This window comes from Actinosynnema sp. CS-041913, from assembly GCF_050942485.1.
In the GTDB taxonomy this organism is placed as follows: domain Bacteria; phylum Actinomycetota; class Actinomycetes; order Mycobacteriales; family Pseudonocardiaceae; genus Actinosynnema.
The window spans coordinates 2,762,040-2,783,353 of the sequence record NZ_CP192037.1 but is presented as its reverse complement, the minus strand read 5'-3'; the positions used below and the strand labels follow the sequence as shown (position 1 = coordinate 2,783,353).

Here is a 21,314-nt window from a genome sequence, read left to right as displayed (position 1 = left end):
CTAGCGTGCGTGGTATGGAGCTTGAGCTGCGCCATTTCCGACTGGTATGCGCGGTGGCCCAGGCGGGCAGCATCACCCGCGCCGCCGCTGTGCTGGGCCTCGCGCAGCCCGCCGTCACCACGCAGTTGCGCCGGATAGAGCAGTCGGTGGGCGGCCCGCTGTTCGAACGCGACCGGCGCGGCACCACGCCCACGGCGCTCGGCGAACTCGTGCTCGCGCGGGCGAAGGTGCTGTTGTCCACGGCGTCCGGCCTGCGCGACGACATCGCCCGGCTGGCCGCCGACTCGGCGTCCGTGCCGACCCGGCTGCGGCTGGGCGGCGCGACCGGCCGCGTGCTGGGCGGGCTGGTGCACCAGTTGGCCGCCGGCTACCCGGACCTCCAGGTCTCCACGCAGGTGTCGTGGTCGATCGAGGAGCTGGCCGGGATGGCGGCGGGCGGGCGGCTCGACTTCACGATCGCCGGGATGTGCGGGGACCAGCGCCCGCCGGGCCGTTCCGGCATCACGTGGCAGGAGCTGTCCGTGGAGCCGGTGTGGGTGCTGCTGTCCGCGCGGCACCCGCTGTCCGCGCGGCACGAGGTGGACCTCACGGAGCTGTCCTGCGAGCACTGGGCCGGGCCGCCCGGCGACGGGTGTCTCGCGGACTGCCTGGTCGCGGCGTGCAGCCGGGCCGGGTTCACGCCGTTGAGCATCAAGGAGACCGACGTCGTGAGCTGCATCGAGCTGGTGGAGAAGGGCGATGTGGTGGGTGTGGCGCAGCCGCTGGTGCGCAGCATCCCCGGGGTCGTGCCGGTGGCGCTGACGGGCAGTCCGCTGCGGTGGCGGACGTTGATCGGCTGGCACGCGGGCGGTCCGGCGGCGGCGTTCGCGGACCAGGTGGTGGAGCTGGCGCGGGTGGCGTACCGGGACATCGTCGCCCGCCAGCCCCGTTACACGCGGTTCCTGGCGGAGCATCCGGAGTTCGGGGAGGTGTTCCCGAACGGTCGTGCGACGGGATGAACGGCGAACCGCCGCGACCGGCATGATCCTCCCATGAGGATTCTCGTGGTGGGTGCGAGCGGGCTGGTCGGGCAGCACATCGTCGGGCGACTCCGACGACGCGGACACGAGTCGACCGCCGTCGCCCGCACCCGCCGGGCCGGTGTGGACCACGCGCTCGACGCGACCACGGCGACCGTCGCCGACCTGCGCACGCTGCTGGCCGGTCACGACGGTGTGGTGTTCGCGGCGGGCGTGGACGATCGGGACGTCCCGCGCAAGCCCGCGTATCCGGTGTTCTTCAAGGGCAACGCGGAGCCGGTCACGAGACTGCTCACGGCGGCTCGCGAGGAGGGCTTGACCCGGGCTGTCGTGCTCGGCTCCTACTACACCCACTTCCACCGCGAGCACCCGGAGTGGCGGCTGACGGAGCTGCACCCGTACATCCGCAGCCGCGTCGAGCAGGCGCGTGCGGCACGGGCGGCCGGTGGCTTTCCCGTGGCGGTGCTGGAACTCCCGTTCGTCTTCGGCCGTGCCGGGAACCGCCTGCCCAACTGGTCCGGGCCGCTGGAGAGGTGGGCGCGATCCCGGTCGCCGTTGGTCGCGCCGCCGGGAGGGAGCGCTGCCACCACGGCGGCTCGGGTGGCCGAGGTGGCGGTGGAGGCGTTGGAGGATGCGTCCGGGGCGGACATCCCGATCGGCGACGAGAATCTGACGTGGCGCGAGATGTTCGCGCGTATCGCCGCGGCCACCGGCAATCCGCGACGTGTCCGTTCCCTGTCCCCGGCGGTCGTGCGGGTGGGGTTGCGCTTGACCGGTCTGGTGCACGCGTTCGCAGGCAAGGAATCGGGTTTGGACCCGGCCCACCTGTCGAACCTGCTGTTGCGTGAGCTGTTCATCGGCGGAGGCACGGCCGGTGCGGTCGATGACGCGATTCGCGACACGTTCGGATCACGGGCAGACGACCACCTGGGCCGCGTAGGAGAGACCCGCTCCGAAACCGACCAGTAGAGCCACCGCGCCCGGCTTCAGGCTCCGGTCGGAGCGCAGCGCTTCCAAGGCCAACGGGATCGAGGCTGACGACGTGTTGCCGGAGTGGACGATGTCCCGTGCCACCACGACGTCGTCACGGGCGCCTTCTTCCCGCAGGTCCCGCAGCAGGGCCTCGATGATGCGGAGATTGGCCTGGTGGGGTACCACCGCGTCGATGTCGGACAGGGCCAGGCCGGCTCGTTCCACCGCCCGGCGCGCGACCGGCGCGATCTTCGTGGTGGCCCAGTGGAAGACCGTGGGGCCGTCCTGCACGACGTAGCCGTGGTCGCCTACCGCGATGGTGCCGGCCAGGTCGCCGGCGCTGCCCCACACGGTCGGCCCGATCAGGGCGCGCTCCGAAGGGCCCACGACGGCGGCGCCCGCGCCGTCGCCGAAGATGATGGCGGTGGCGCGGTCGTCCGGGTCGATCCAGTCGGTCAGCTTTTCGGCGCCGATGACCAGCACGTGTCGCGCCGTGCCGGAGGTCACCAGTGACGTGGCCGTGCCCAGGGCGAACGAGAAGCCCGCGCAGCCCGCGTTGACGTCGAACGCCCCCGGCGCGGGAATGCCGATGCGGGACGCCACCCGGGCCGCCGCGTTGGGGATCTGGTTGGGGGTCGTGCAGGTCGCCACGATCACCGTGTCCACATCGGACGGTGCGAGGCCCGCGTCCGCCACCGCCTTCGCGCCCGCCGCCTCCGCCAGGTCGACGACGCTCTCGTCCGGCGCGGCGAAGTGGCGGGTCGAGATCCCGACCCTGGTCCGGATCCACTCGTCGGACGTGTCCATGCGGGTGGACAGCTCGTCGTTGGTCACCACACGGGTCGGGCGCATGGCCCCGAGGCCCATCAGCCTGGCGTGGGAGGGGGTGGCGGTGCGGAGGTCCATGGACCGCAACGATCCCGGTGTTCCCGCCGGCCGGCATCACCAGGACCAGCCATGCGGGCATGGCAGGTGCCAGCCATTGTGACGCCTCCTCCCCCGCCGACATGCTCTACGGCGACCAAGGAGGAAACACGTGCAGAGCAACGACGAGCGCCCGGTCGCCGTGGTCACCGGCGGATCCCGGGGGATCGGGCGGGCCGTGGTGTCGCGGTTGGCCGCCGAGGGGTACGACGTGGCCTTCTGCTACCTCGCCGATGTCGAAGCCGGGCGCAAGACCGCCCAGGAGCTGAAGAACCTCGGGGTCCGGTCGTTCCACGCGCGGTGCGACGTGGCGGACGGGGCGGCTGTCCAGGGGTTCCTCGCCGACGCCGACCGCGCGCTGGGCAAGGCGTCGGTGCTGGTCAACTCGGCCGGTATCGTGCGGGACAACCCGATGGTGCTGATGCCCGAACGGGACTGGCGGGCCGTGTTGGACACCAACCTCACCGGGGCCTACCACTTCTGCAAGGCCGCCGCGTTCGCGTTCATGAAGGCCAAGCGGGGCGTCATCGTCAACGTGTCCTCGGTCATCGGCCTGCACGGCAACGCCACCCAGGCCAACTACGCCGCGTCCAAGGCCGGTGTCAACGGGATGAGCCTCGCGCTCGCCAAGGAGCTGGCTCCTTACAACGTGCGGGTCAACGTGGTCGCGCCCGGTCTCATCGACACCGACATGACGGCCGGGCTCGGCGAAGCGGCGCGGGCGAAGATCGCCGACGCGGTCGCGTTGCGGCGGTTCGGCACCGCCGACGAGGTGGCCGACCTGGTGGCGTTCCTGGTGTCCGACCGGGCTTCCTACATCACCGGCCAGGTCGTCGCGGTGGATGGGGGGTTGGTGCTGTGACCTACGCCGAACCGCCGGCCGCGGCGGACGAGGTCACCGCGAGCGCGGACGGGTACCGGTGTGTCCGCACGGTCCGGGCCACCGATCCCTACCTTGTCGGGCATTTCCCCGGCAACCCGGTCTACCCCGGTGTCTTCACCATCGAGACGGTGTACCGGGCGGCCCGGCGGATCGCCGAGGAGCACGGGCCGCCGGTGGCGCTCGCGAAGGTCAAGTCGGCGCGGTTCACCGCGCCCGTCACGGCGGGTGACACGCTCACCGTCGACTTCACCCTGCGACGCCACAACGGACGGCTCGACGTCGACGCGCGCTGTCACTCCGGTGGGCGGGAGACCGCACGCGTCAAGCTGGAGCTGGGGCAGGTGCTCGGCGGTGCTTGACCACCGGCAGGTCCGTGCGCTGCTCCCCCACCGCCACCCGATGCTCCAGGTCGACCAGGTCCTGGAAGTCCAGCCCGGCCGGCGGATCGTCGCCGTCAAGGCCGTCAGCGGCAGCGAACCCTGCTACGCCGACCTGCCCGACGGCCTGTCCCGCGCGGGTTACGCCTACCCGGCCTCGCTGCTGCTGGAATCACTCGGCCAGGCGGGCGCCCTGCTGTGGCTGCTGTCCATGGACAGCACGGAGAAGCGCACGCCGATGCTCGGCTCGGTGCGTGACTTCGCGATCCACGGCAGCGCCTTCCCGGGCGACGTGCTCCGGCACGAAGTCCACCTCGACCACGCCGCGCACGACAAAGCGCTGCTGCGCGGCGAAACGAGGGTCGACGGACGCCTGATCGCGTCCGTCGGCTCGATGCTCGGCCTCGCGGTACCCGAAACCCTAGGAGGACAACGATGACCCAGGCTGTCGACCAGCACCTGGAAGAGCTGCGCGCGATCACGGCCGACGTGATGGAGGTCGAGGTCGGGGAGGTCACCGACGACGGTCTGTTCGCGGAGGACCACGAGGCGGACTCGCTGCGCGCGATCGAGCTGCTGGCCCGCATCGAGAAGAAGTACAAGATCGACATCCCGCAGGAGGAGCTGCCGAACATGACCAGCCTCCGAGCCCTGTACGACGTCGTCGCGAAGTACGCCCAGTGGACCGAGTAGTGGACCGCCGGGTCGTGGTGACCGGGCTCGGCCCGGTGTCGAGCATCGGGACCGGGGTCGCGGAGTTCGGCGCGGCGCTGCGCGCGGGTCGCAGCGGGGTCGCGCCGATCACCAGCTTCGACACCACCGGGTTCCCGCACGTGGTCGCGGGCGAGGTGCCGGACTTCGCGCCCGGCGACCACCTTCGCGTCCTGGACGCCGCCGAGTGGGGCCGCAGCAGCCTGTTCGCCGCTTCGGCGGCCCGGCTCGCGGCGGAGGACGCCAAGATCGACCCCGCGGTGCTGTCCGCCGCGCGGTCGGGTTCGTGCGTCGGCACGACCAGCGGCGAGTCGCGGGTGCTCCAGCAGCTCAGCGGCGAGTGGGTGGCCGACGGGTTCGCGGCGTCGTCGCCGGACGCGGTCGGCAAGCTGCCCGCGTCCCGGCTGGCGCTGGCGGTCAACCGCGAGCTGGGGTTGACCGGTGAGGCGATGACGCTCTCGACCGCGTGCGCCGCGGCGAACTACGCGATCGGGTACGCCTACGACCTGATCGCGAGCGGTGAGGCGGACTACATGGTGGCGGCGGGCGCGGACTCCACCGTGCGGTGGGCGCACGCCGGGTTCTACCGGCTCGGCGCGCTGGCGGAGCACGCGAGCGCGCCGTTCGACCGGGACCGGTCCGGGGTGATCACCGCCGAGGGCGGCTGCGCGCTGTTCCTGGAGTCACTGGACTCCGCGCTGAGCCGCGGCGCGTTCATCTACGCCGAGGTGATGGGCTACGGGCTCACCTGCGACGCCAACCACCCGGTCGCGCCGGACCCGGTCGGCATCGCGAAGTGCATCCGCAAGGCGCACGACAGCGCGGGCATCGTGCCGTCCGATGTGGACTACATCTGCGCGCACGGCACCGGCACCGCCGCGAACGACCTGGCGGAAGCCCAGGCTGTCAAGGAAGTCTTCGGCGACCGCCCGCCGCCGATGAGTTCCATCAAGTCCATGCTCGGCCACACCATGGGCGCGGCCAGCGGTTTCGGCGCCATCGCGGCGATCCTCGGCATCACCGAGGGGTTCCTGCCGCCGACCGTCAACTACCGCACGCCGGACCCGGCGCTGGCGGGCATCGACCCGGTGCCCAACCGGTCCCGGCCGGCGCGGCTGGACGTGGTGCAGAACAACGGGTTCGCCTTCGGCGGCAACAACGCCATCACGATCTTCGGGAGGCTGGGGTGAGCCGCGAACTCGCGATCACCGGGTGGGGCGTGGCCTCGCCCACCGGTATCGGCGCGGACGACTTCGCCGCCGCCGTCCTGGCGGGCCGCAGCGGCGTCACCGATCCGGGGGACCTGTTCGACGGGCAGCTCCCCGTGGGACCGGTCGCCGCGATGGTCGACTTCCAGGTCCGGGAACACCTGGGGCGCAAAGGAACCAGCTCGCTGGACCGCGGCACGGCGCTCGCCCTGGTCGCGGGCAGGCACGCGTTGGCCGACTCGGGTCTGCTGGTCGATCACGAGAACGCCGACGGCAGCGGAGTGGTGCTCGGCACGACGGCCGGGAGTGTGCGGTCGGTGGCCGAGTACGACCGGGACACGCTCGTGCAGGACAAGCCGTACCTGGTCGAGCCGATGCTGTTCCCCACCACGGTGATGAACTGCGCGGCCGGGCGTTCCGCGATCTGGCACGGCCTCAAGGGCGTCAACGCGACCGTCGCCGGCGGCCAGCTTTCGCTGGTGCAGGTGCTGCGCTACACGCGCAACGCGTTGACGCGCGGGCACGCCGACACCGTGCTCGCGGGCGCGTTCGAAGAACTCAGCCCGCATCGCGCGTGGCACCACCGGGTCCGCCACGGCACGGACGGCGTCCCGTTGGGCGAAGGCGCGGCGGTGTTCGTCGTCGAACGGCCCGACACCGCACGAGCGGCAGGCCGCAAGGCCGAAGCCCGGGTGCTGGCGGTGGAATCGGCGGTCGGCGACGACATCGACCGCACCCTGGCACTCTGCCTGGCCCGTGCGCTGGGCTCCGCCGGCCTCGCGCCGTCGGACGTGTGGGCGGTCGCGACGAGCGAACGCGGCGACGACGACCTGGACGCGGCCGAACGCACCGGCATCGCCGCCGTGCTCGGCGACGTGGAACGCCTGCCGGTCAAGAACCTCGTCGGCGAGTGCGACGCGGCGTCCGGCGCGTTCCAGCTCGCGGCCCTGCTGGCGCACCACCGGGCCGGTGCCGGTCGGTGCTCGGTGGTCACGTCGGTGTCGGCGGACGGCTCGGCGGGTGTGGCGGTGCTCGGCAGTGTGGACTGACCTGGGTGGCGACGGCCCGGTCCTGGCCGCGTTCCACGGCGCGGAGGGCTCCTGGCAGGAGTGGGAGCCGCTGGCGCTGCGGCTGCGCGACCGGTACCGGGTGTTCGCGGCCGACCTGCCGTGGAGAGCATCCGGCGGTCACGCCTGGCGTGCCGAGCGGGCGCCGGGAACCGTGATCTCCCGAGCACTCGACGCGCTGCCGGCACGTCCGCACGCGATCGCCGCGCACTCGTTCGGCGCGAACGCCGTGCTGGAGCACCTGGCGGACGGCGGCGCACGGGACGTCACGGGTGTCGTGCTGCTCGCGCCGTTCTACCGCGACCCCAGGCGGAGCGTGGACGACCTGCTGCGCCAGGACTTCGTCGCGGTGTTCCGCTACGCGGTGCTCGACGGCCTGCGGGTCGCCCTCGCCGCACGGGGACGCCTGCTCGACGGCCAACTGCTGGAGACCATGGCCGACTTGGCGCTGAAGCGCGTCGGCGACGCCGGGATCGACGTGCTGTACCGGCAGTTCGTGGAGACCACCAGCCTGTCACTGGCCACCGTGGAGGTGCCGGCGCTGGTGCTCGTCGGCGACGAGGACCCCGCGCTGAGCGCCGACCGGGCCGGATTCCTGGCCCAGGCCATGCCGTCGGCACGGGTCGACCGCCGACCGCACTACACGCACTGCTGCCACGTGCGGCAGGCCGACGACGTCGCCGCGCGGCTGGTCGGCTTCCTGCGCGTCACCGAACACCGGAAGGTCCACCAGCCATGACCAGGCGCGTTCCCCGGCTCTACTTCAACTTCCGCAGCCCGTATAGCTGGATGGCGGTGCGCCGGCTGCGCGAGCTGCTGCCCGACGCCGACCGGCGCATCGCGTTCCGGCCGTACTGGGACGCCGACGACGCCACCGTGAAGGCGTTGGCCGACCGCGACGCCGAGATCCTGTACACGCCGATGAGCAAGGCCAAGCACCTCTACATCCTAGGTGACACCAAAAGGATCTCGGCGCGGCTGGGCTACCCGATGCGCTGGCCGGTCGACATCGGCGAGCCGTGGTGGGAACGGCCCCACCTGGCGTGGGTGCGCGCCACCCACCTCGGCGCGGGCCGTGAATTCTACGACGCGGTCACCGCGGCGCGTTGGGAGCGCGCGGAGAACGTGTGCGACGAGGACGTGCTGGCGAAGCTCGCCGTGTCCGTGGGGCTGGACGCCGACGACCTGCTCGCCGCCGCCCACGACGAGGACATCAAGGCCGAAGGTGTCGGCGCGCTGGTGGACGCCTACCACGACGACGTGTTCGGCGCACCGTACTTCAAGCTCGGCCGGCAACGGTTCTGGGGCCTGGACCGGGTCGCGGACTTCGTCGCGGCGCTGCAGCGGAGCGAGGACCCGGACCCGGTCGACGGCGTCCCGGCGGAAGCCCTCGACCGGGTCGGCGGCTACGACCGCGACACGGCGGGCGGGTGCGGGTGAGGAGCGGCGGGCGGGTGCGGGCGAGGGGCGGCGGGCGGGTGCGGGCGAGGGGCGGCGGGCGGGTGCGGGTGAGGAGCGCGGGCGGCCACCCACCGCGCCACCTCCACCCGTGACGAGATGTCCAGCCGGCGCAGCACTTCGCGCACGTGGTTGACCGCGGTCCACTCGGAGATCCCGAGCCTGCGGGCGATCGCCCGGTTGGTCAGGCCACGCGCGACCAGCTCCGCCACCTCCTCCTGGCGCGCGGTCAGCGGCGAGGCCGCGGGTGCGCCGGGCCGCTCGGTCAACCCGAGCGCCCGGCGCAGCCACACCAGGCCTTCGTCGAGCCCGCCGCGTGCCGCGTGGTACTCCGCCGCCGCCAACGCGAACCGGCGGGCCTCCTCCGGCGCGGTCAGGAACCCGAACGCGGTGGCCATGTCCTCGGGAACCACGTCCGCCCGCGCGCCCATCTCCGCCAGCACGAACCCGCAGTGCCTGCGCCGCACGTCGGAACCGTTGCGGCCGACCAGGAACGCGCGGGTGGTCGGCGGCAGCCGGAACCGCAGACCACCCGTCTCCGGTTCGCGGACGACGAGGAACCGCTTGTCCACCAACAGCTCCACCAGGTCCCACGTGGTGGCGTACGGGCGTCCGGTGACCGTTTCCACCGCGTCCGCCCCGAAATCGGCCGCGAACAGGCTCAACCCGGTCAGCAGGTCGGCCGCCGCACCCGGCAGCGTCGCCACGTGCTCCGCCAGTTCCGGCAGCAGCTCGGGCACACGGGCCAGCAACTCGCCCGGCTGCGCGACCTTGAGCCGTTCACCGGCCCGGACCAACGCCAACGGCACCCCGTCCAGTTCCCGGCACAGCTTCACCACGTCGTCCCGGTTCGCCTCGGTGAGCCGGAACCCCGGCCGCACCGACCGCGCCGCCCGCACCAGCACCGCCACGGACGGCACGCCGGCCAACACCTCCAGCGGCAGACCGTTCTCCGGCAGCGCCAACGGCTCCACCTCGACCACGACCTCGCCGGGCAGCCGCAACGGCTCGCGGCCGGTCGCCAGCACGGGCACGCCCGAAGCCACCAGCCCACCGGAAGGCACGTCCGCCAGCCGCACGTCCGGCCGCCGCCGCGCCAACGCCGCAGCCAGCACGCTCTTGCCCACGCCCACCGGGCCGACCAGCGTGGTCAGGCCCGGCCCCACTGCCCGCTCCAGCCGGTCGAGCAGCTCCTGTCGCCCCAAGGGCACCCCGACGTCCACCGCTCAGCCGCCGGACACGACGCGTTCGGCCTGCCGGGTCAGCGCCGTGCGGTCGATCTTGCGGTTGGGGTTGAGCGGGAAACCGGCCACGTGCACGACGTGCCGCGGCACCATGTGCTTGGGCAGCGTCACCGCCAGCTCCTCGCGCACCTCCACGGCCGGCCGTTCCAGCCCGACGTAGAACGCGACCAGCTCGCCACCGACCGCCACCGTGACGGCACGCTCGACGCCCGCGACCCGGCCCAACCCCCAGTCCACTTCGGATAGTTCGACCCGCTGCCCGCGGATCTTCACCTGGTGGTCGACCCGGCCGAGGAACGCCAGCTCGCCGTCCGGCAGCGCCCGCACCACGTCACCGGTCCGGTACCAGCGCTCGCCCTCGTGCACCAGGAACCGGCCTTCGTCGTCCGCCGGGTCCAGGTAGCCGGGGAACAGTTGCGCCCCCGTCACGCACAACTCGCCTTCATCGGAAGGAACGCCCCGCGGGTCGACGAGGACGTGCCGCAGACCGGCGTGCACCGAGCCGATCGGCACGATCCCGTTGACACAGCGCCCGGGGGAGGCAAGGGGATCCCAGCGGTGCACGCTGCACGAGATGGTCAACTCCGTGGGCCCGTAGAGGTTCTCCACCGTCGAACGGGACGCGGCCACCCGCCAGTCCTCCGCATCCCGGGCCGGCAGCGGCTCACCGCAGAACAGGCTCCACCGCAGCGTCGGCATGCTGCCCGCCGCCAACCCCCTGGTGCGGCGCACGAAGGAGATCACGCTCGGCGCGGAGAACCACACCGTCACCCCGTGCGACGTCAGGAAGTCCGGCAGCGACACGAGGGCGCCGGGCGGCGTCGCCACCACCGTCGCACCACTCCCCCACGCCGCGAACAAGTCGAACACCGCGAGGTCGAAGGTCAGGTCGAACGTCTGCGAGAACACGTCGTCCCGCGTGAACCCGTACCGCTCCCGCACGACCCGCAGGTAGTGCCCGACATTGCGGTGCAGCACCGGCACGCCCTTCGGCGTCCCGGTCGACCCCGACGTGAACATCACGTACGCCGTGTCGTCCGGCGAGCACGGCACCGGCGCGGCCAATGTGCCCACCCCGTCCACCACCGGAACCCCGCGCAGCTCGGGCAGCTCGGGCAGCTTCGCGCGGTCGTCACAGATCAGCGCGGACAGCCCGGCCACCGCGATCATCCGCCCGGTGCGCTCGGCCGGGTACTCGCGGTTGAGCGGCACCACGGCCGCGCCGCTGTACACGGCGGCCAGCAGCCCCACGTACGCCTCCACGGAACGCCCCGCCAGCAGCCCGACCCGCAAGGGAGCGTCGGCGACCGCGAGCACCGCGCCCGCCACACCCAACGCGCGCTCGTGCAACTCCTGATAGGTGAGGGAAGTCCGGCCCACCCGCACCGCGACACCGTGCGGGTTCGCCCGCAGGCCGCGGGCGAACCAGTCGCCCAGAGTGTCAGTGTCGTCCAAAGTCCTCGTCATCGTGCCCCCCTGTCATGCCCAGCGCGACGCACACCACCAGGTCGTCCTGGTGCGTGATGGAGACCAGGACGGACCTGATGCCCGCCGCGCGGGCGATCCGCCGCGCGCCGCCGTGCAACGCCACCACCGGCGCGCCCCACTCGTCGCTCGTCACTTCGATGTCCGGCCACCGCAGCCCCTGCCCGAGACCGCGCCGCAGGACCTTCGCGGTGGCCTCCTTGGCGCAGAACCGCCCGCCGAGCCGTTCCGCCCGCCGCTCGGCACCCAGGTCGAGCACGTCGCCCAGCTCGGCGGCGGTGAACAACGCCCGCCGCATCCGGGGGTGCTCGGCGATCCGGGCGAACCGGGCCAGCCGCACCATGTCCACGCCGATCCTCATGCCACCCTCACCCCGACCGGCGTGATGGCACGCCGCACCGACCACGCCGCCACCGGCAGACCGACCAGGACGCTCGCGACCGCGATCACGGCCATCGTCCAGTGCAGAGCGCCCACCGAACCGCTAGCGTCCACCGCCCACCAGCCGACCGCGACCATCAGCGCGAAGTAGCCGAGGTTCAACGCCACGGCCAGCCCGCCCCGCCCGACCTGCTGCAACACGGTCAGCACCGCGAGCACCACGCCCGTGCAGCCGAACGTCGGCCCCACCACGGTCAAGAACGCGCGCGCCTGCTCGACCACCGCCGGATCACCGGCCATCAGACTCGCCAACGGCGCCCCGCCGAGCAGGAACGCGACGGTGACCACCGCGTATCCGGCCGCGACCAGCACGACCCCGCGCCGGAACGCGGTCGCCGCAACCGTTCGATCACCCGCGCCGACACCCTGGTTGACCAGCACGGCGATCGCCGAACCGAACCCGATCGCGGGCACCAACACGGCCGTCTGCACGGTGTACCCGGCGTTGAAGCCGGCCACGGCGTCCGGCCCGCCCGCCGCCGCGATCCGCACCAACAGCAGGTTCACCACGAACAGCAGCACGTAGGAAGCCGCCACCGGCAGCCCCACGCCCAACGCCAGCCGCGGCACGTCCGACGGCCACCGCAGCACGCCCCGCCAGGTCAGCAACCCGGTTCGCCCCAACAGCACCAGCCCGGCCACCAGCTCGACCGCGCCGGCCACCGCCGCGACCACCGGCACCGCCGTCAGCCCGAGTCCTTGACCCAGCCCGAGAACGGCCACGCCCACGACCGTCGACACCACATAGGTCACGGTGAGCAGCGCCGCCGCCACACCCCGGCCCACCCCGCGCAGCACGGCCGAGCACAGCTCTCCACCCAGCCGCAACGGCCCGACCAGCACCATCGCCACCAGGAACGCCCGGAACCGGTCCGCGTGCTCCGGCGCGATGTCCACCAGCCCGCCCAGCGCGCCCGCCGACATGATCAGCACCGCCGCCAACACCGCGTAGGACACCAGCCCGAGCCGCAGCAGACCGCCGTAGTACCCGGCGACCGACTCCCGCGCACCCGCGCCCACCCGCCGGGCCGTCGTCACCTGAAGGCTCACCGCGAACCCGTTGACGAGCGCGATCAGCAGGAACTCGACGGGTGCGTACAGCGCCTGCACGTACTGCGCGCCGTCGCCCATGCGCCCGATCAGCGCGACGACCACCACCTGCCCGACGAGCATCGTGGCCGTCTGCAAGGCCATCGGCACCGCCAACGCCGCGATCCGCCGGTACCGCACGGTCTCAGCCACCCCCCGCTTCCAGGCGCACCCAGCCGAGGGCCGGGCCGCGCACCTCCACGGTCACCGAGTGTCCTGGGACCACCCGCCCGTCCGCCACCGCTTCGGACAGGCCGCGCCACCCGTCACACGGTCCCGGCCCGCCGAACACGTGGGTGCTCGGGGCCGGTTCGCCGGAGCCCCACCCGGTGATCCGCAGCGGCCCGCCTCCGTGGGACACCCGCAAGGCCACGGCCGACAGCGGTTTCGGCTCGCCGACGACCACCGGGGGCTGGTCGGCGATCACCACGGTCGCGCCGCGCTCGTCGAGCAGCCAGCTCAGCAGCTCCACGACAGCGGTGCCGGACAGTTCCTCCAGGTGGGTGATGCCCAATTCCTCGGACACCCACGGCAGGTCGTGCACGATCCTGGGCAGCACCGCGACGAACGGGTCCGGGTCGGGGTCGGCGCGCACCAGCAGCAGCGGCTGCGGCTCGTCGGGCGGGCCGAGCGCCGCGAGCGCGGCCACCGCCACGTCGGCCTTGTGGTCGTCGGCCAGGAACCGCAGCCTGCCGACCGGTGTGCCGCGGAACCGGGCCAGCGTCTCGGCCACGTCCAGCATCGCCGCGTCGCCCTCGAACGCCGCCACCCGCCGGTACTCGGGGTGCTCGTCCACCGCCGCCGCGATGGCCCGCACGCTCAGCTCAGCCACCGGAACCCCGCAGGTGTCCCTGGGCGACCTGGAGCCGCTGGATGTTCGTGGTGCCTTCCATGAACTCGAACGCGTAGACGTCCCGCACCCGCTTCTCCAGCAACGGGTCGACCAGCAGCGACGCCGGTCCCAGCGACCGTGCCGCCCACCGCGCGACCTCCACGCCCAACGCGGTGCCGACGAGCTTGGCCACCGAGGACGAGTACGCGCGGTCCGGGTCGTGGTCCACCGCGTCCGCCGCCTCGTACAGGAGGGTCAGCGCGGCGTCGAGCCGCAGCCGCACGTCATCCGCACCGGGAGCGTTCGGGCGTTGCGCGGTCACCTGGTCGAACATCGCCTGCGCGGTGCCGACGGCCATCGCCGCCACCTGCACCCGCATCGACAGGAACGTCTTGACCGCGCCCCACATCCCGCGTCGTGACACCGGGAGGTGGTTGCCCAGCAACGATCCCTCGTCCACGGTCGTGCCGCTGAACACCAGCTCGCTCAGCCGCGCGCCGCGCAACCCGACCGTGTCCAGCGGACGCCGGTCGCACCGCGCCAGCGGGGTTTCCACCAACGCGGCCCTGATCGACAGCGCGCTGCGACCGGTGCGGCCGAACACCACGCCGATGTCGCCGCGCGCGCCGTTGCCGATGTACCGCTTGGTGCCGTGCAGCTCGCGTGTGCCCGGCTCCTTCTCGTCCAGCCTGGTCACCATGCCGGTGGCGTCGTTGCCGCCGCGCGGCTCGGTCATCGCGAAGAACGTCCACGTGCGGCCGTCAGAAAGCCTGCGGTAGAAGCGTTCCCGCTGGTCCTCGCCGGCGAGGACGTCCACCACGATCCCGGCCAGCGCCGGGCCGGGCGCGGCCAGCACGGACCCCGCGTCGCCACGTGCCAGCGCCGCCGTGCCGACGACCCGTTGCAGGCAGCTCGCGTCGCCGTAGTCGAAACCGCCCAGCCGCAACGGCTCCTCCCGGAACCGCTCCGGGGTGCACATCAGCCGGATCAGCCGCAGCGCCTCGGAACCCAGGTGCGGCGCCATGTCCTCGGGGTCGGCGTCCACCGCGAGCGCCAGGCCCGCCAGCTCGCTCGCGCACTCCGCGCCGACGTCCCGCAACACCCGCGTCCGCTCGTCCAGTTCGATCATCGCCCACTCACCCACGTGTTCGCCACCAACGCAGACACATGCGCGCCCCGCGCCGGGTGCTCCGCGAGATAGCCGTTGGCCCCGAACAACATCGCGACCTGCCAGTCGATGTCGGTGATCCGGTCGTGCGTCTCGGCGATGTCCGCCGCCACCGGCCGTGCAGCCGCCAACAGGTGCCGGGCGTACCCGGCCGCCGTCACCAGGTCACCGACCGCACCGACCAGCAGTTGCTTGCGCGTCAACGGCTCCCCGCCGGACTCGCGGCCGGACAGGTGCTCGACCGCCTGGTCGAGCAGCCGCCGGGTGCCGCCCAACCGCGCGGCGGCCACCGCCAGCGCCGTGTCGGCGGCGTACTCGCGATCGGCCGCGCTGCGCACGAACGCGATGCCCTCCGCCTCGGCCAGGCTGTGCGCGACCACGTCCGCGCCGGCCGGGACCTCCGCCACCGCGACGACCTCGCCGGGCGCGACTGCCCGCGCGTCCACGCCCTCCAGTGCCGCGCGCAGCCCGGCCGCGAGGCCGTCGGCGTGCGCCAGCCGCTCGTACTCCAGCACTACCCCTCCCCCACTTCCACCACCGCCACCTGGAAGTACGCGCCCTGGCCGATGGACACCAGCAGGCACTTGTCGCCCGCCGCCAGGCCGCCCGACCGGTCCAGGTGGTCCAGCGCCGCCAGCGCGTCCACGCCGAACGTGTGCCCGCGCTCCGGCAGCAGCTCCAGCCGGATCCGGTCCCGCGCGATGCCCGACGCGCGGCTGAACGACCGCCAGAACATGCCGTTCGACAGGTGCGGCATGACCCAGTCGACCTCGGAGCGGGTCAGCCCGGCCTTCGTCAGCGCCGCGTCCACCGTGGCGATCAGCAGGTCCGCGCACACCGACCAGAACAGCGCGGTGTCCTCTGCGGTCATCCGCAGGCTGCGGTGGAACCGGGTGTCGCGGCTGCCCGCGCCGCCCAGGTACCGGTAGCGGCCGGTGTCGCGGCCGACCAGGAAACCCACCGCCGCGTCACCCATGACCGTCGTGGACGGCACCACCCGCGACCGGTCGCACGCGCTGCCGTGGTCGCCGCCCAGCACCAGGACCCGTTCGCCCGCTTGTGCTCCGGGACGGCTCAGGAACCGGCCGGCGACCTCCACCGCGCGCAGCACCGACGTGCAGGCCACGTGCGAGAGCCCGTAGAACGGCACGTCCGGCAGGCCCAGGCCGGTGCGCACCCGGTCGGCGAAACCCGGCCGATACAGGTGTTCCTGGTACAGCAGGGTGTGCCCGTACAGCACCAGGTCCGCGCCGTCGCCGCCGAGGGTCCGCCGGCCGACGTCGACCAGCAGGTCCTCGAACCGGGCGCCGGGCTCCAGCGTCGGGCTGTCCCGCAGCTCGTAGATCTTGGTGAACAGCCGCTGCTCCGACGCAGGACGGCCGTTGCGGGCGAGGATGTCCGAGACCGGCTCGGACCTCGCCGGCACGGCCACCCGCACCCCGGACAGGCCGAGCGTCACGGCGCCACGGCGGAACCGACGCGGGCGTCGATGTAGTCGGCCAGCGAGCCGACCGTGGCGAACACCTCCGGCTCCAGGTCGTCCGGGTCGACCTCCAGGCCGATCAGGTCCTCCAAGCCCATCAGCAGCTCGATGACGCTGGTCGAGTCCAGCGCCAGGTCCTCGAACAGCCGCGTCTGCTCGGTGAAGTCCACCAGGTCGCGCTTGAGCACCGCGGACAGCGCGATGCGGACGTGCTCGATGATGTCGGTGCGGTTCACAGCTCTGCTCGCAATCGTTCGTCGTGGTCGGAGAAGTCGTGCAGGTGCTGGGGGCGCAGCAGGTCCTCCGGGGTGTCCCGGGAGCGGACCAGGTGCGGTGTGCCGTGGTGCACCAGCACTTCGGCGGGGAAGCCGTGGCCGAGGAACAGGCCCGGCGAGGCGGTCGGGCCGTACGCGCCGGACCGCAGCACGCCGATCAGGTCGCCCACCCGCAGCGGCGGGAGGGCCGCGTTCTTGGCGATGGTGTCGTTGGGCGTGCACAGCGGGCCGCTGAGGTGCCACGGCCCCACCGGGCCGTCGGCCGCGCGGTCCAGCAGCGCCACCGGGAAATTGCGCTTGACGAACGAGCCGATGCCCACCGCCGCCATGTGGTGGTGCGTGCCGCCGTCGGTGACCGCGAACCGCTCGCCCATCGACTCCTTCACGTACCGCACGCCCATCACGTAGGTGCCGGACTTCGCGGTGAGGAACCGGCCGGACTCCAGCATCAGCCGCGTGCCGGGGTGGTTCTCCACGAACTCCGCCAGCACCGGGTTCAGGCCGGCCGCCAGCGCGTCCAGGTCCAGGTCGTGCTCGCCGTCGAAGTAGGCCACGCCCAGGCCGCCGCCGATGTCCACGGCGTCCAGCGGGATGCCGGTCTCGCGCGCGACCCGTTCGGCGAGGTCCAGCACGTACTTCGTGTTGGCCACCACGGTGTCCGCGTCCAGGATGCGGGTGCCCAGGTAGACGTGGACGCCCGCGATGTCCACGTGCGGGTGCTCCGTGGGCAGGTCGCGCAGGGTCAGCACCACCGCCTCGTCGATGCCGAACTGGCGCGGCTTGCCGCCCATCGTCAGCCGCGACCCGCCGGGCGTGGTCGCCGGGTTGACCCGCAGCAGGACCCGTTGCCGCACCGCGTGTTCGGCGGCCAGCCGGTCGATGCGGCCGACCTCGTCCACGGACTCGGCGACGATCGCGTAGATGCCGGCGGCGATGCACGCTTCGAGTTCGCGGTCGCTCTTGCCCGGCCCGAGGAAGATCACGTCCTCCGGGGACGCGCCGGCGGTGAGCGCCGTGCGCAGCTCGACCAGGGACGAGACCTCCGCGCGGGCGCCGTTCGCCCGCAGCAGCGCGAACACGCTGATGTTCGGGTTCGACTTGAGGGAGAAGAAGACCTCCAGCGCGGGGTGCAGCTTGGCGCGCAGCTCGCGCAGGCCGCCCGCCAGTTCGTCGCCGTCGTAGACGTAGAGCGGGGTGCCGAACTCGTCGGCCAGCTCACGGAAGTTCTGGATGCTCACCGGTCACCTGCCATCGTCTTGAGCCGTTCTTCCGCGTCCGCCCGGAGCGCGCGGGCCGCGTCGGCGCTGTCTGCTATGCACAGCGCGTAGATCCGGCCGGGGAACCCGCCGCCCGGCTCGGCACGGGCGTTGAGCGTGGCGAAGGCGTTGACCAGCACGCCGTGCTCCGCCTCGAACACCAGGTCCCCCAGCGCCTCGGCGACCTCGGCGAAGCTGTGCTTCTTCGCCAACCGCAGCCCGAACGTCGCCGCCACCGCGTGCTTGCCGGGTCCGATGAACCGCTCGGCGATCCGGCTCTGGTAGGTCGCCATGTTGAAGCGGGCGTTGATCTCCAGGCACGGGTAGAGCGTGCCGTCCCCCGCCAGCAGGGCGTCCACGCCCACCACCCCGAAGTAGCCCGCCGCGTACAGCTCGCGGCCGATCAGGTCCGCCGCCGCCGTCAGCGCGGGCACAACGTGCACGGGCAGTTCCGGCGGGAACTCGTGTCCTTTGTGGACGCCGACTGCCACGACGGCGGCCTTGACCGTCTCGAAGGCCACTTCGCCGGTCCGCGAGACGATGAACTGGTAGTTCAGGTCGGCGGCCTTGTCGATCCAGCGTTCCACCACCAGGTCCACCGGGGCGTCCGCGCCGCGCCGGGCCACCATCCGCGCCAGCCGCTCGGCCTTCTCCGGCGTGTCCAGCACGACCATGCCGCGCCCGGAGACGCCGAGCGATTCCTTGACCACCACCTTGCCGCCGTCGACCAGGTGCGCCCGCACGGCGTCGGCCAGCTCGCCGGCCGTCTCGCACACCGCGCCCGGAATCGAGGTGAGGCCGAGGGATTCGACCAGCCGGCGGCCGTACGCCTTGCCGTTGACCGCCTTGCACACCGCCGAAGGGACACCCGCCAGCGGGAGGCCGGTGGCCTTGGCGAGCCGTTCCTCCGCCTCGGAGACACCCATCGGCATCAGGTAGGTGCGGCCGTCCGCCAACGCGCGCAACCGGTCCAGCGCGTCCGGCGACGCCAGCGCGTCGTCGGTGACCGACAGCTCCGGGTCGTGCTCGCCCACGGGCAGCGTGACGCCGCCCGCCGCGCCGACCCGGTCGAGGTACGCCGCGAACTCCGCGTCGACGTCCTCCTTGAGCAGCACCACGTCGTCCGGCCCGGCGAGCAGAACGCCCATCTCCTCCATCCGGTTCACCGTGGCGTTGGCGAACGAGATGCCCGCGCCGGGCAGCTTCGGCTCGCCACGCGCCCATGCGCGTTCCACCTCGAAGTTGCCGATGTAGACGAACCGGGCCGTCGCGTCACCCACCAGGGCGGTCTTCAGCCGACGCTCGAAGCTCACCGTGCCCCCACCTCCTTGCCGAGCCCATTGCCCAACCGCTCCCGCATCGCCGCGATGCGCGCACGCCCCTCGGCGATCATCGCCTCGTACTCCGGGCGCGTCTGAGTCCACACGTGCACCGCCCGGAACGCGCCGTCGGTGTAGTTCGCCTGCGTGCTGGTCACGTTGGCGCGCTTGGCGTTCCACTCCCCCGACGCCATCATCTCGTTGACGTCCAACACCATCGTCAGCACCGCGTGCATGTTCAGGCAGCCGTACACGTAGTCGAACGCGCACATCAGCGCCAGGTACCCCAGCCCCGTCCGGAACCGGGGCAGCATCGTGATCGACAGGTCGCAGGTGCGGTTCACCCAGTCCAGGCCGGTCAGGAAGATGTACCCGACGGTCTCGCCGCCCGGCTTCGCGACGACATATTCCAGCCGTCCGCTCGCCGGGTCGTCCACGTGCTCGCGGAACCGGCTCAGCAGCTCGTCGCGCGGGGTCAGGGCGAGGTGGCCCGCGATGTTGCGCGCGACCCGCTCGTCGTACTGCGCGTCCACCCGCAGGTCGACGTCCTCGTGCTCCAGGTGCCGCAGCACCAGTCTGCCCAGCAGGTCGGCCATCAGGGCCCCTCACGCAGGGACAGGTGCAGCACGCAGGCGTCGCGGTAGGCGTGCGCCCGGTAGAGGTGCATCCTCATCCTTCCCACTTCGGTGAACCCGACGGCCTGGTAGGCCTCGACGGCCTCCGAGCCGTCCGCGCCGGCGCACAGGAACGAGCCGGTCCCGTGCCGGCGGGCCAGTTCCGTCACGTGCGTCCACACCGCCGCCGCGCCGTGCGCCCGGTCGAACGCGGCCACGCTCACCGTCGCCTGGTCCCGGTTCAGCGGGTTGACCGTGTGCCCGACCACCGCCACCGGCACCCCGCCGAGCACCACCTCGAACAGCCGCGCGCCCATGTCCGCCAGGCGGTGCCGCATGGTGGCCAGGTTGTGCCGGCGCGGGTCCACGCCGAGGATCTCGTCGCCGTGGTCGGTGATCCGCCGCAGCACGTCCCGCAGGTCCGCCGCCGGCACCGGCCGCAGCGCCATCGCGTCGCTAGCGCTCACGCAGCCGCCCCCAGATCGTGCGCCCCACGGCGAGTCCCGCCACCCGCACCGCGCCGGGCAGTTCGCCCTCGCGGTCGAAACCCTCTTCCCGCAGCATCGGCGCGACGTCCGGACCGCCGGGCGTGACGTAGCCGTAGACGCGGTTGAGCGCGAACACCGTGAACGCCGTTTCCAACGCCCGCGCGAGCAGGTTGTGCGTGCCGTCCGGGTGGAAGTCCGACAGGAGCCGGATCTCCAGCCGGGCCCGCCGGTCCACCCAGTCGATGTCGCAATACCGCACGAGGCCCGCGCCGACCGCGACGAGCAGCCGCTCCTCGTCGCACAGGCCGGGCTCGGGCACGTCCACCGCGCCGAACTCGGCGACCCTCCCGTCGTGGCGCGGCGCGATCAGCTCCCCCGGCAGCCACCGGCCGTGCAGCAGGTCCGCGTGCGCCGGGCGGTACCCGGACAGCGTGATCACCAGTCCCCCCTTCGCCCGGCGGGGGCCGCCACCGGCCACACCGCGCCGTAGGTCCACCGGCCCCACCGGCGTCCGTCCCGTTCCACGAGGTCGGGCAGCAGCCCTTCGGCCCGCAGCCCGAGCGCTTCCGCGACGTCCTGACCCAGCAGGTCGAACTCGTTGACCTCGAACGAGATCCGCGCCACCTCCTGGCGGTCGCGGAGGTGGTCGAGCACCCGCCGGTACACCGCCCGCCACCACTCCACCGGCACGAACGACGCGAGCCGCAGGTGCAGCAGGTACAGCCCGGAGTGCACGTCCTGCCCGGCCGCCGACCACAGCAGGCTGTCCACCGACCACAGGCCGACCGGCAGGCCGTCCGCGAGCACCACGCGCGACCCGGCAGCCAGCCGCCGGATGTCCGCGTGCCCCAACGTCATCGGGATGGTCGTGCGGTAGCAGAAATCGGACGACTCGAAGAGCCGGCCCACCGGATCCTCGTATTCCGGACCGTACGGCCGGGACTCGAACTCCACCACTTTCCCGCTCCAGCCTCGTGTTTGTCGGTCGGGTCGAATCTAGC

The 21,314-nt window shown here is 72.7% G+C and carries 26 protein-coding genes; 10 read left to right on the top strand and 16 right to left on the bottom strand.

Annotated elements, in window-relative coordinates; all coding sequences use genetic code 11:
• The first annotated feature begins 14 nt into the window (after positions 1-14).
• A complete protein-coding gene (locus tag ACQPZF_RS13395) occupies positions 15-998 on the top strand; it encodes a LysR family transcriptional regulator (protein ID WP_433271713.1) in 984 nt (327 codons plus the stop codon).
• A 33-nt stretch (positions 999-1,031) separates the two neighbouring features.
• Positions 1,032-1,988: an NAD-dependent epimerase/dehydratase family protein gene (locus ACQPZF_RS13390; protein WP_433271712.1), complete on the top strand. Its 957-nt coding sequence runs from the start codon at positions 1,032-1,034 to the stop codon at positions 1,986-1,988.
• On the opposite strand, the gene ACQPZF_RS13385 is transcribed toward ACQPZF_RS13390, so the two are convergent.
• Positions 1,929-2,897 carry a beta-ketoacyl-ACP synthase III gene (locus ACQPZF_RS13385; protein WP_433271711.1) on the bottom strand — a complete coding sequence of 323 codons (969 nt, stop codon included), beginning with the start codon at positions 2,895-2,897 and terminating at the stop codon, positions 1,929-1,931. The genes ACQPZF_RS13390 and ACQPZF_RS13385 overlap by 60 nt on opposite strands.
• Before the next feature lie 130 nt (positions 2,898-3,027).
• Between ACQPZF_RS13385 and fabG the strand changes: the two genes are divergently transcribed.
• From fabG to ACQPZF_RS13345, 8 genes are read left to right on the top strand one after another with little or no spacing between them, the layout of a single operon-like run.
• Complete coding sequence (fabG, locus tag ACQPZF_RS13380; RefSeq protein WP_433271710.1) at positions 3,028-3,777, top strand: 3-oxoacyl-ACP reductase FabG; 750 nt, start codon at positions 3,028-3,030, stop codon at positions 3,775-3,777.
• Complete coding sequence (locus ACQPZF_RS13375; RefSeq protein ID WP_433271709.1) at positions 3,774-4,157, top strand: 3-hydroxyacyl-ACP dehydratase FabZ family protein; 384 nt, start codon at positions 3,774-3,776, stop codon at positions 4,155-4,157. Before fabG ends, ACQPZF_RS13375 begins: the two co-directional genes overlap by 4 nt.
• Positions 4,150-4,614 carry a 3-hydroxyacyl-ACP dehydratase FabZ family protein gene (locus tag ACQPZF_RS13370; protein ID WP_433271707.1) on the top strand — a complete coding sequence of 155 codons (465 nt, stop codon included), beginning with the start codon at positions 4,150-4,152 and terminating at the stop codon, positions 4,612-4,614. The genes ACQPZF_RS13375 and ACQPZF_RS13370 overlap by 8 nt, the downstream gene beginning before the upstream one ends.
• A complete protein-coding gene (locus ACQPZF_RS13365; RefSeq protein ID WP_433271706.1) occupies positions 4,611-4,868 on the top strand; it encodes an acyl carrier protein in 258 nt (85 codons plus the stop codon). Before ACQPZF_RS13370 ends, ACQPZF_RS13365 begins: the two co-directional genes overlap by 4 nt.
• Positions 4,856-6,076, top strand: coding sequence for a beta-ketoacyl-[acyl-carrier-protein] synthase family protein (locus tag ACQPZF_RS13360; RefSeq protein ID WP_433271705.1), 1,221 nt, complete (start codon positions 4,856-4,858; stop codon positions 6,074-6,076). The genes ACQPZF_RS13365 and ACQPZF_RS13360 overlap by 13 nt, the downstream gene beginning before the upstream one ends.
• The gene (locus tag ACQPZF_RS13355) at positions 6,073-7,143 is read left to right on the top strand and encodes a beta-ketoacyl synthase N-terminal-like domain-containing protein (protein ID WP_433271704.1); all 1,071 of its coding nucleotides are present in this window, start codon (positions 6,073-6,075) and stop codon (positions 7,141-7,143) included. Before ACQPZF_RS13360 ends, ACQPZF_RS13355 begins: the two co-directional genes overlap by 4 nt.
• Positions 7,133-7,900 (top strand): alpha/beta fold hydrolase, encoded by a 768-nt coding sequence (locus ACQPZF_RS13350; RefSeq protein ID WP_433271703.1) that lies wholly within the window; start codon positions 7,133-7,135, stop codon positions 7,898-7,900. Before ACQPZF_RS13355 ends, ACQPZF_RS13350 begins: the two co-directional genes overlap by 11 nt.
• Positions 7,897-8,601, top strand: a complete 705-nt coding sequence (locus ACQPZF_RS13345; RefSeq protein ID WP_433271702.1) for a 2-hydroxychromene-2-carboxylate isomerase — start codon at positions 7,897-7,899, stop codon at positions 8,599-8,601. Before ACQPZF_RS13350 ends, ACQPZF_RS13345 begins: the two co-directional genes overlap by 4 nt.
• Here the strand turns inward: ACQPZF_RS13345 and ACQPZF_RS13340 are convergent.
• Genes ACQPZF_RS13340 through ACQPZF_RS13270 form a run of 15 tightly spaced genes read right to left on the bottom strand, consistent with a single transcriptional unit; the run spans position 8,568 to position 21,270 of the window.
• Positions 8,568-9,830 (bottom strand): LuxR C-terminal-related transcriptional regulator, encoded by a 1,263-nt coding sequence (locus tag ACQPZF_RS13340; protein WP_433271701.1) that lies wholly within the window; start codon positions 9,828-9,830, stop codon positions 8,568-8,570. The genes ACQPZF_RS13345 and ACQPZF_RS13340 overlap by 34 nt on opposite strands.
• A 15-nt stretch (positions 9,831-9,845) precedes the next feature.
• Complete coding sequence (locus ACQPZF_RS13335) at positions 9,846-11,330, bottom strand: AMP-binding protein (protein ID WP_433271700.1); 1,485 nt, start codon at positions 11,328-11,330, stop codon at positions 9,846-9,848.
• On the bottom strand, positions 11,305-11,709 hold the full coding sequence (acpS, locus tag ACQPZF_RS13330) for a holo-ACP synthase (protein WP_433271699.1): 405 nt from the start codon (positions 11,707-11,709) through the stop codon (positions 11,305-11,307). The genes ACQPZF_RS13335 and acpS overlap by 26 nt, the downstream gene beginning before the upstream one ends.
• A complete protein-coding gene (locus tag ACQPZF_RS13325; protein WP_433271698.1) occupies positions 11,706-13,031 on the bottom strand; it encodes an MATE family efflux transporter in 1,326 nt (441 codons plus the stop codon). The genes acpS and ACQPZF_RS13325 overlap by 4 nt, the downstream gene beginning before the upstream one ends.
• Entirely contained in the window at positions 13,024-13,710 is a 687-nt protein-coding gene (locus ACQPZF_RS13320) for a hypothetical protein (RefSeq protein ID WP_433271697.1), read from the bottom strand. The genes ACQPZF_RS13325 and ACQPZF_RS13320 overlap by 8 nt, the downstream gene beginning before the upstream one ends.
• Positions 13,703-14,839: an acyl-CoA dehydrogenase family protein gene (locus ACQPZF_RS13315; protein ID WP_433271696.1), complete on the bottom strand. Its 1,137-nt coding sequence runs from the start codon at positions 14,837-14,839 to the stop codon at positions 13,703-13,705. Before ACQPZF_RS13315 ends, ACQPZF_RS13320 begins: the two co-directional genes overlap by 8 nt.
• Positions 14,836-15,393, bottom strand: a complete 558-nt coding sequence (locus ACQPZF_RS13310; RefSeq protein ID WP_433271694.1) for an acyl-CoA dehydrogenase family protein — start codon at positions 15,391-15,393, stop codon at positions 14,836-14,838. Before ACQPZF_RS13310 ends, ACQPZF_RS13315 begins: the two co-directional genes overlap by 4 nt.
• Complete coding sequence (locus ACQPZF_RS13305) at positions 15,393-16,337, bottom strand: 3-oxoacyl-[acyl-carrier-protein] synthase III C-terminal domain-containing protein (RefSeq protein WP_433271693.1); 945 nt, start codon at positions 16,335-16,337, stop codon at positions 15,393-15,395. Before ACQPZF_RS13305 ends, ACQPZF_RS13310 begins: the two co-directional genes overlap by 1 nt.
• Positions 16,334-16,597 (bottom strand): acyl carrier protein, encoded by a 264-nt coding sequence (locus ACQPZF_RS13300; protein ID WP_433271692.1) that lies wholly within the window; start codon positions 16,595-16,597, stop codon positions 16,334-16,336. Before ACQPZF_RS13300 ends, ACQPZF_RS13305 begins: the two co-directional genes overlap by 4 nt.
• Complete coding sequence (locus tag ACQPZF_RS13295; protein WP_433271691.1) at positions 16,594-17,874, bottom strand: type III PLP-dependent enzyme; 1,281 nt, start codon at positions 17,872-17,874, stop codon at positions 16,594-16,596. The genes ACQPZF_RS13300 and ACQPZF_RS13295 overlap by 4 nt, the downstream gene beginning before the upstream one ends.
• Positions 17,871-19,205 carry an ATP-grasp domain-containing protein gene (locus ACQPZF_RS13290; protein WP_433271690.1) on the bottom strand — a complete coding sequence of 445 codons (1,335 nt, stop codon included), beginning with the start codon at positions 19,203-19,205 and terminating at the stop codon, positions 17,871-17,873. The genes ACQPZF_RS13295 and ACQPZF_RS13290 overlap by 4 nt, the downstream gene beginning before the upstream one ends.
• Complete coding sequence (locus ACQPZF_RS13285) at positions 19,202-19,807, bottom strand: GNAT family N-acetyltransferase (RefSeq protein ID WP_433271688.1); 606 nt, start codon at positions 19,805-19,807, stop codon at positions 19,202-19,204. The genes ACQPZF_RS13290 and ACQPZF_RS13285 overlap by 4 nt, the downstream gene beginning before the upstream one ends.
• On the bottom strand, positions 19,807-20,292 hold the full coding sequence (locus ACQPZF_RS13280; protein WP_433271687.1) for a hypothetical protein: 486 nt from the start codon (positions 20,290-20,292) through the stop codon (positions 19,807-19,809). The genes ACQPZF_RS13285 and ACQPZF_RS13280 overlap by 1 nt, the downstream gene beginning before the upstream one ends.
• Entirely contained in the window at positions 20,282-20,752 is a 471-nt protein-coding gene (locus ACQPZF_RS13275) for a hypothetical protein (protein WP_433271686.1), read from the bottom strand. Before ACQPZF_RS13275 ends, ACQPZF_RS13280 begins: the two co-directional genes overlap by 11 nt.
• The gene (locus ACQPZF_RS13270; RefSeq protein ID WP_433271685.1) at positions 20,749-21,270 is read right to left on the bottom strand and encodes a hypothetical protein; all 522 of its coding nucleotides are present in this window, start codon (positions 21,268-21,270) and stop codon (positions 20,749-20,751) included. Before ACQPZF_RS13270 ends, ACQPZF_RS13275 begins: the two co-directional genes overlap by 4 nt.
• Positions 21,271-21,314 lie beyond the last annotated feature (44 nt).

Bases quoted from the DNA above. Each gene is read 5' to 3' on its own strand.
- ACQPZF_RS13285 (WP_433271688.1), bottom strand. From the start codon at position 19,807: ATGGCCGACCTGCTGGGCAGACTGGTGCTGCGGCACCTGGAGCACGAG.
- ACQPZF_RS13345 (WP_433271702.1), top strand. From the start codon at position 7,897: ATGACCAGGCGCGTTCCCCGGCTCTACTTCAACTTCCGCAGCCCGTAT.
- ACQPZF_RS13335 (WP_433271700.1), bottom strand. From the start codon at position 11,330: ATGACGAGGACTTTGGACGACACTGACACTCTGGGCGACTGGTTCGCC.
- acpS (WP_433271699.1), bottom strand. From the start codon at position 11,709: ATGAGGATCGGCGTGGACATGGTGCGGCTGGCCCGGTTCGCCCGGATC.
- ACQPZF_RS13315 (WP_433271696.1), bottom strand. From the start codon at position 14,839: ATGATCGAACTGGACGAGCGGACGCGGGTGTTGCGGGACGTCGGCGCG.
- ACQPZF_RS13385 (WP_433271711.1), bottom strand. From the start codon at position 2,897: ATGGACCTCCGCACCGCCACCCCCTCCCACGCCAGGCTGATGGGCCTC.
- ACQPZF_RS13395 (WP_433271713.1), top strand. From the start codon at position 15: ATGGAGCTTGAGCTGCGCCATTTCCGACTGGTATGCGCGGTGGCCCAG.
- ACQPZF_RS13390 (WP_433271712.1), top strand. From the start codon at position 1,032: ATGAGGATTCTCGTGGTGGGTGCGAGCGGGCTGGTCGGGCAGCACATC.
- ACQPZF_RS13365 (WP_433271706.1), top strand. From the start codon at position 4,611: ATGACCCAGGCTGTCGACCAGCACCTGGAAGAGCTGCGCGCGATCACG.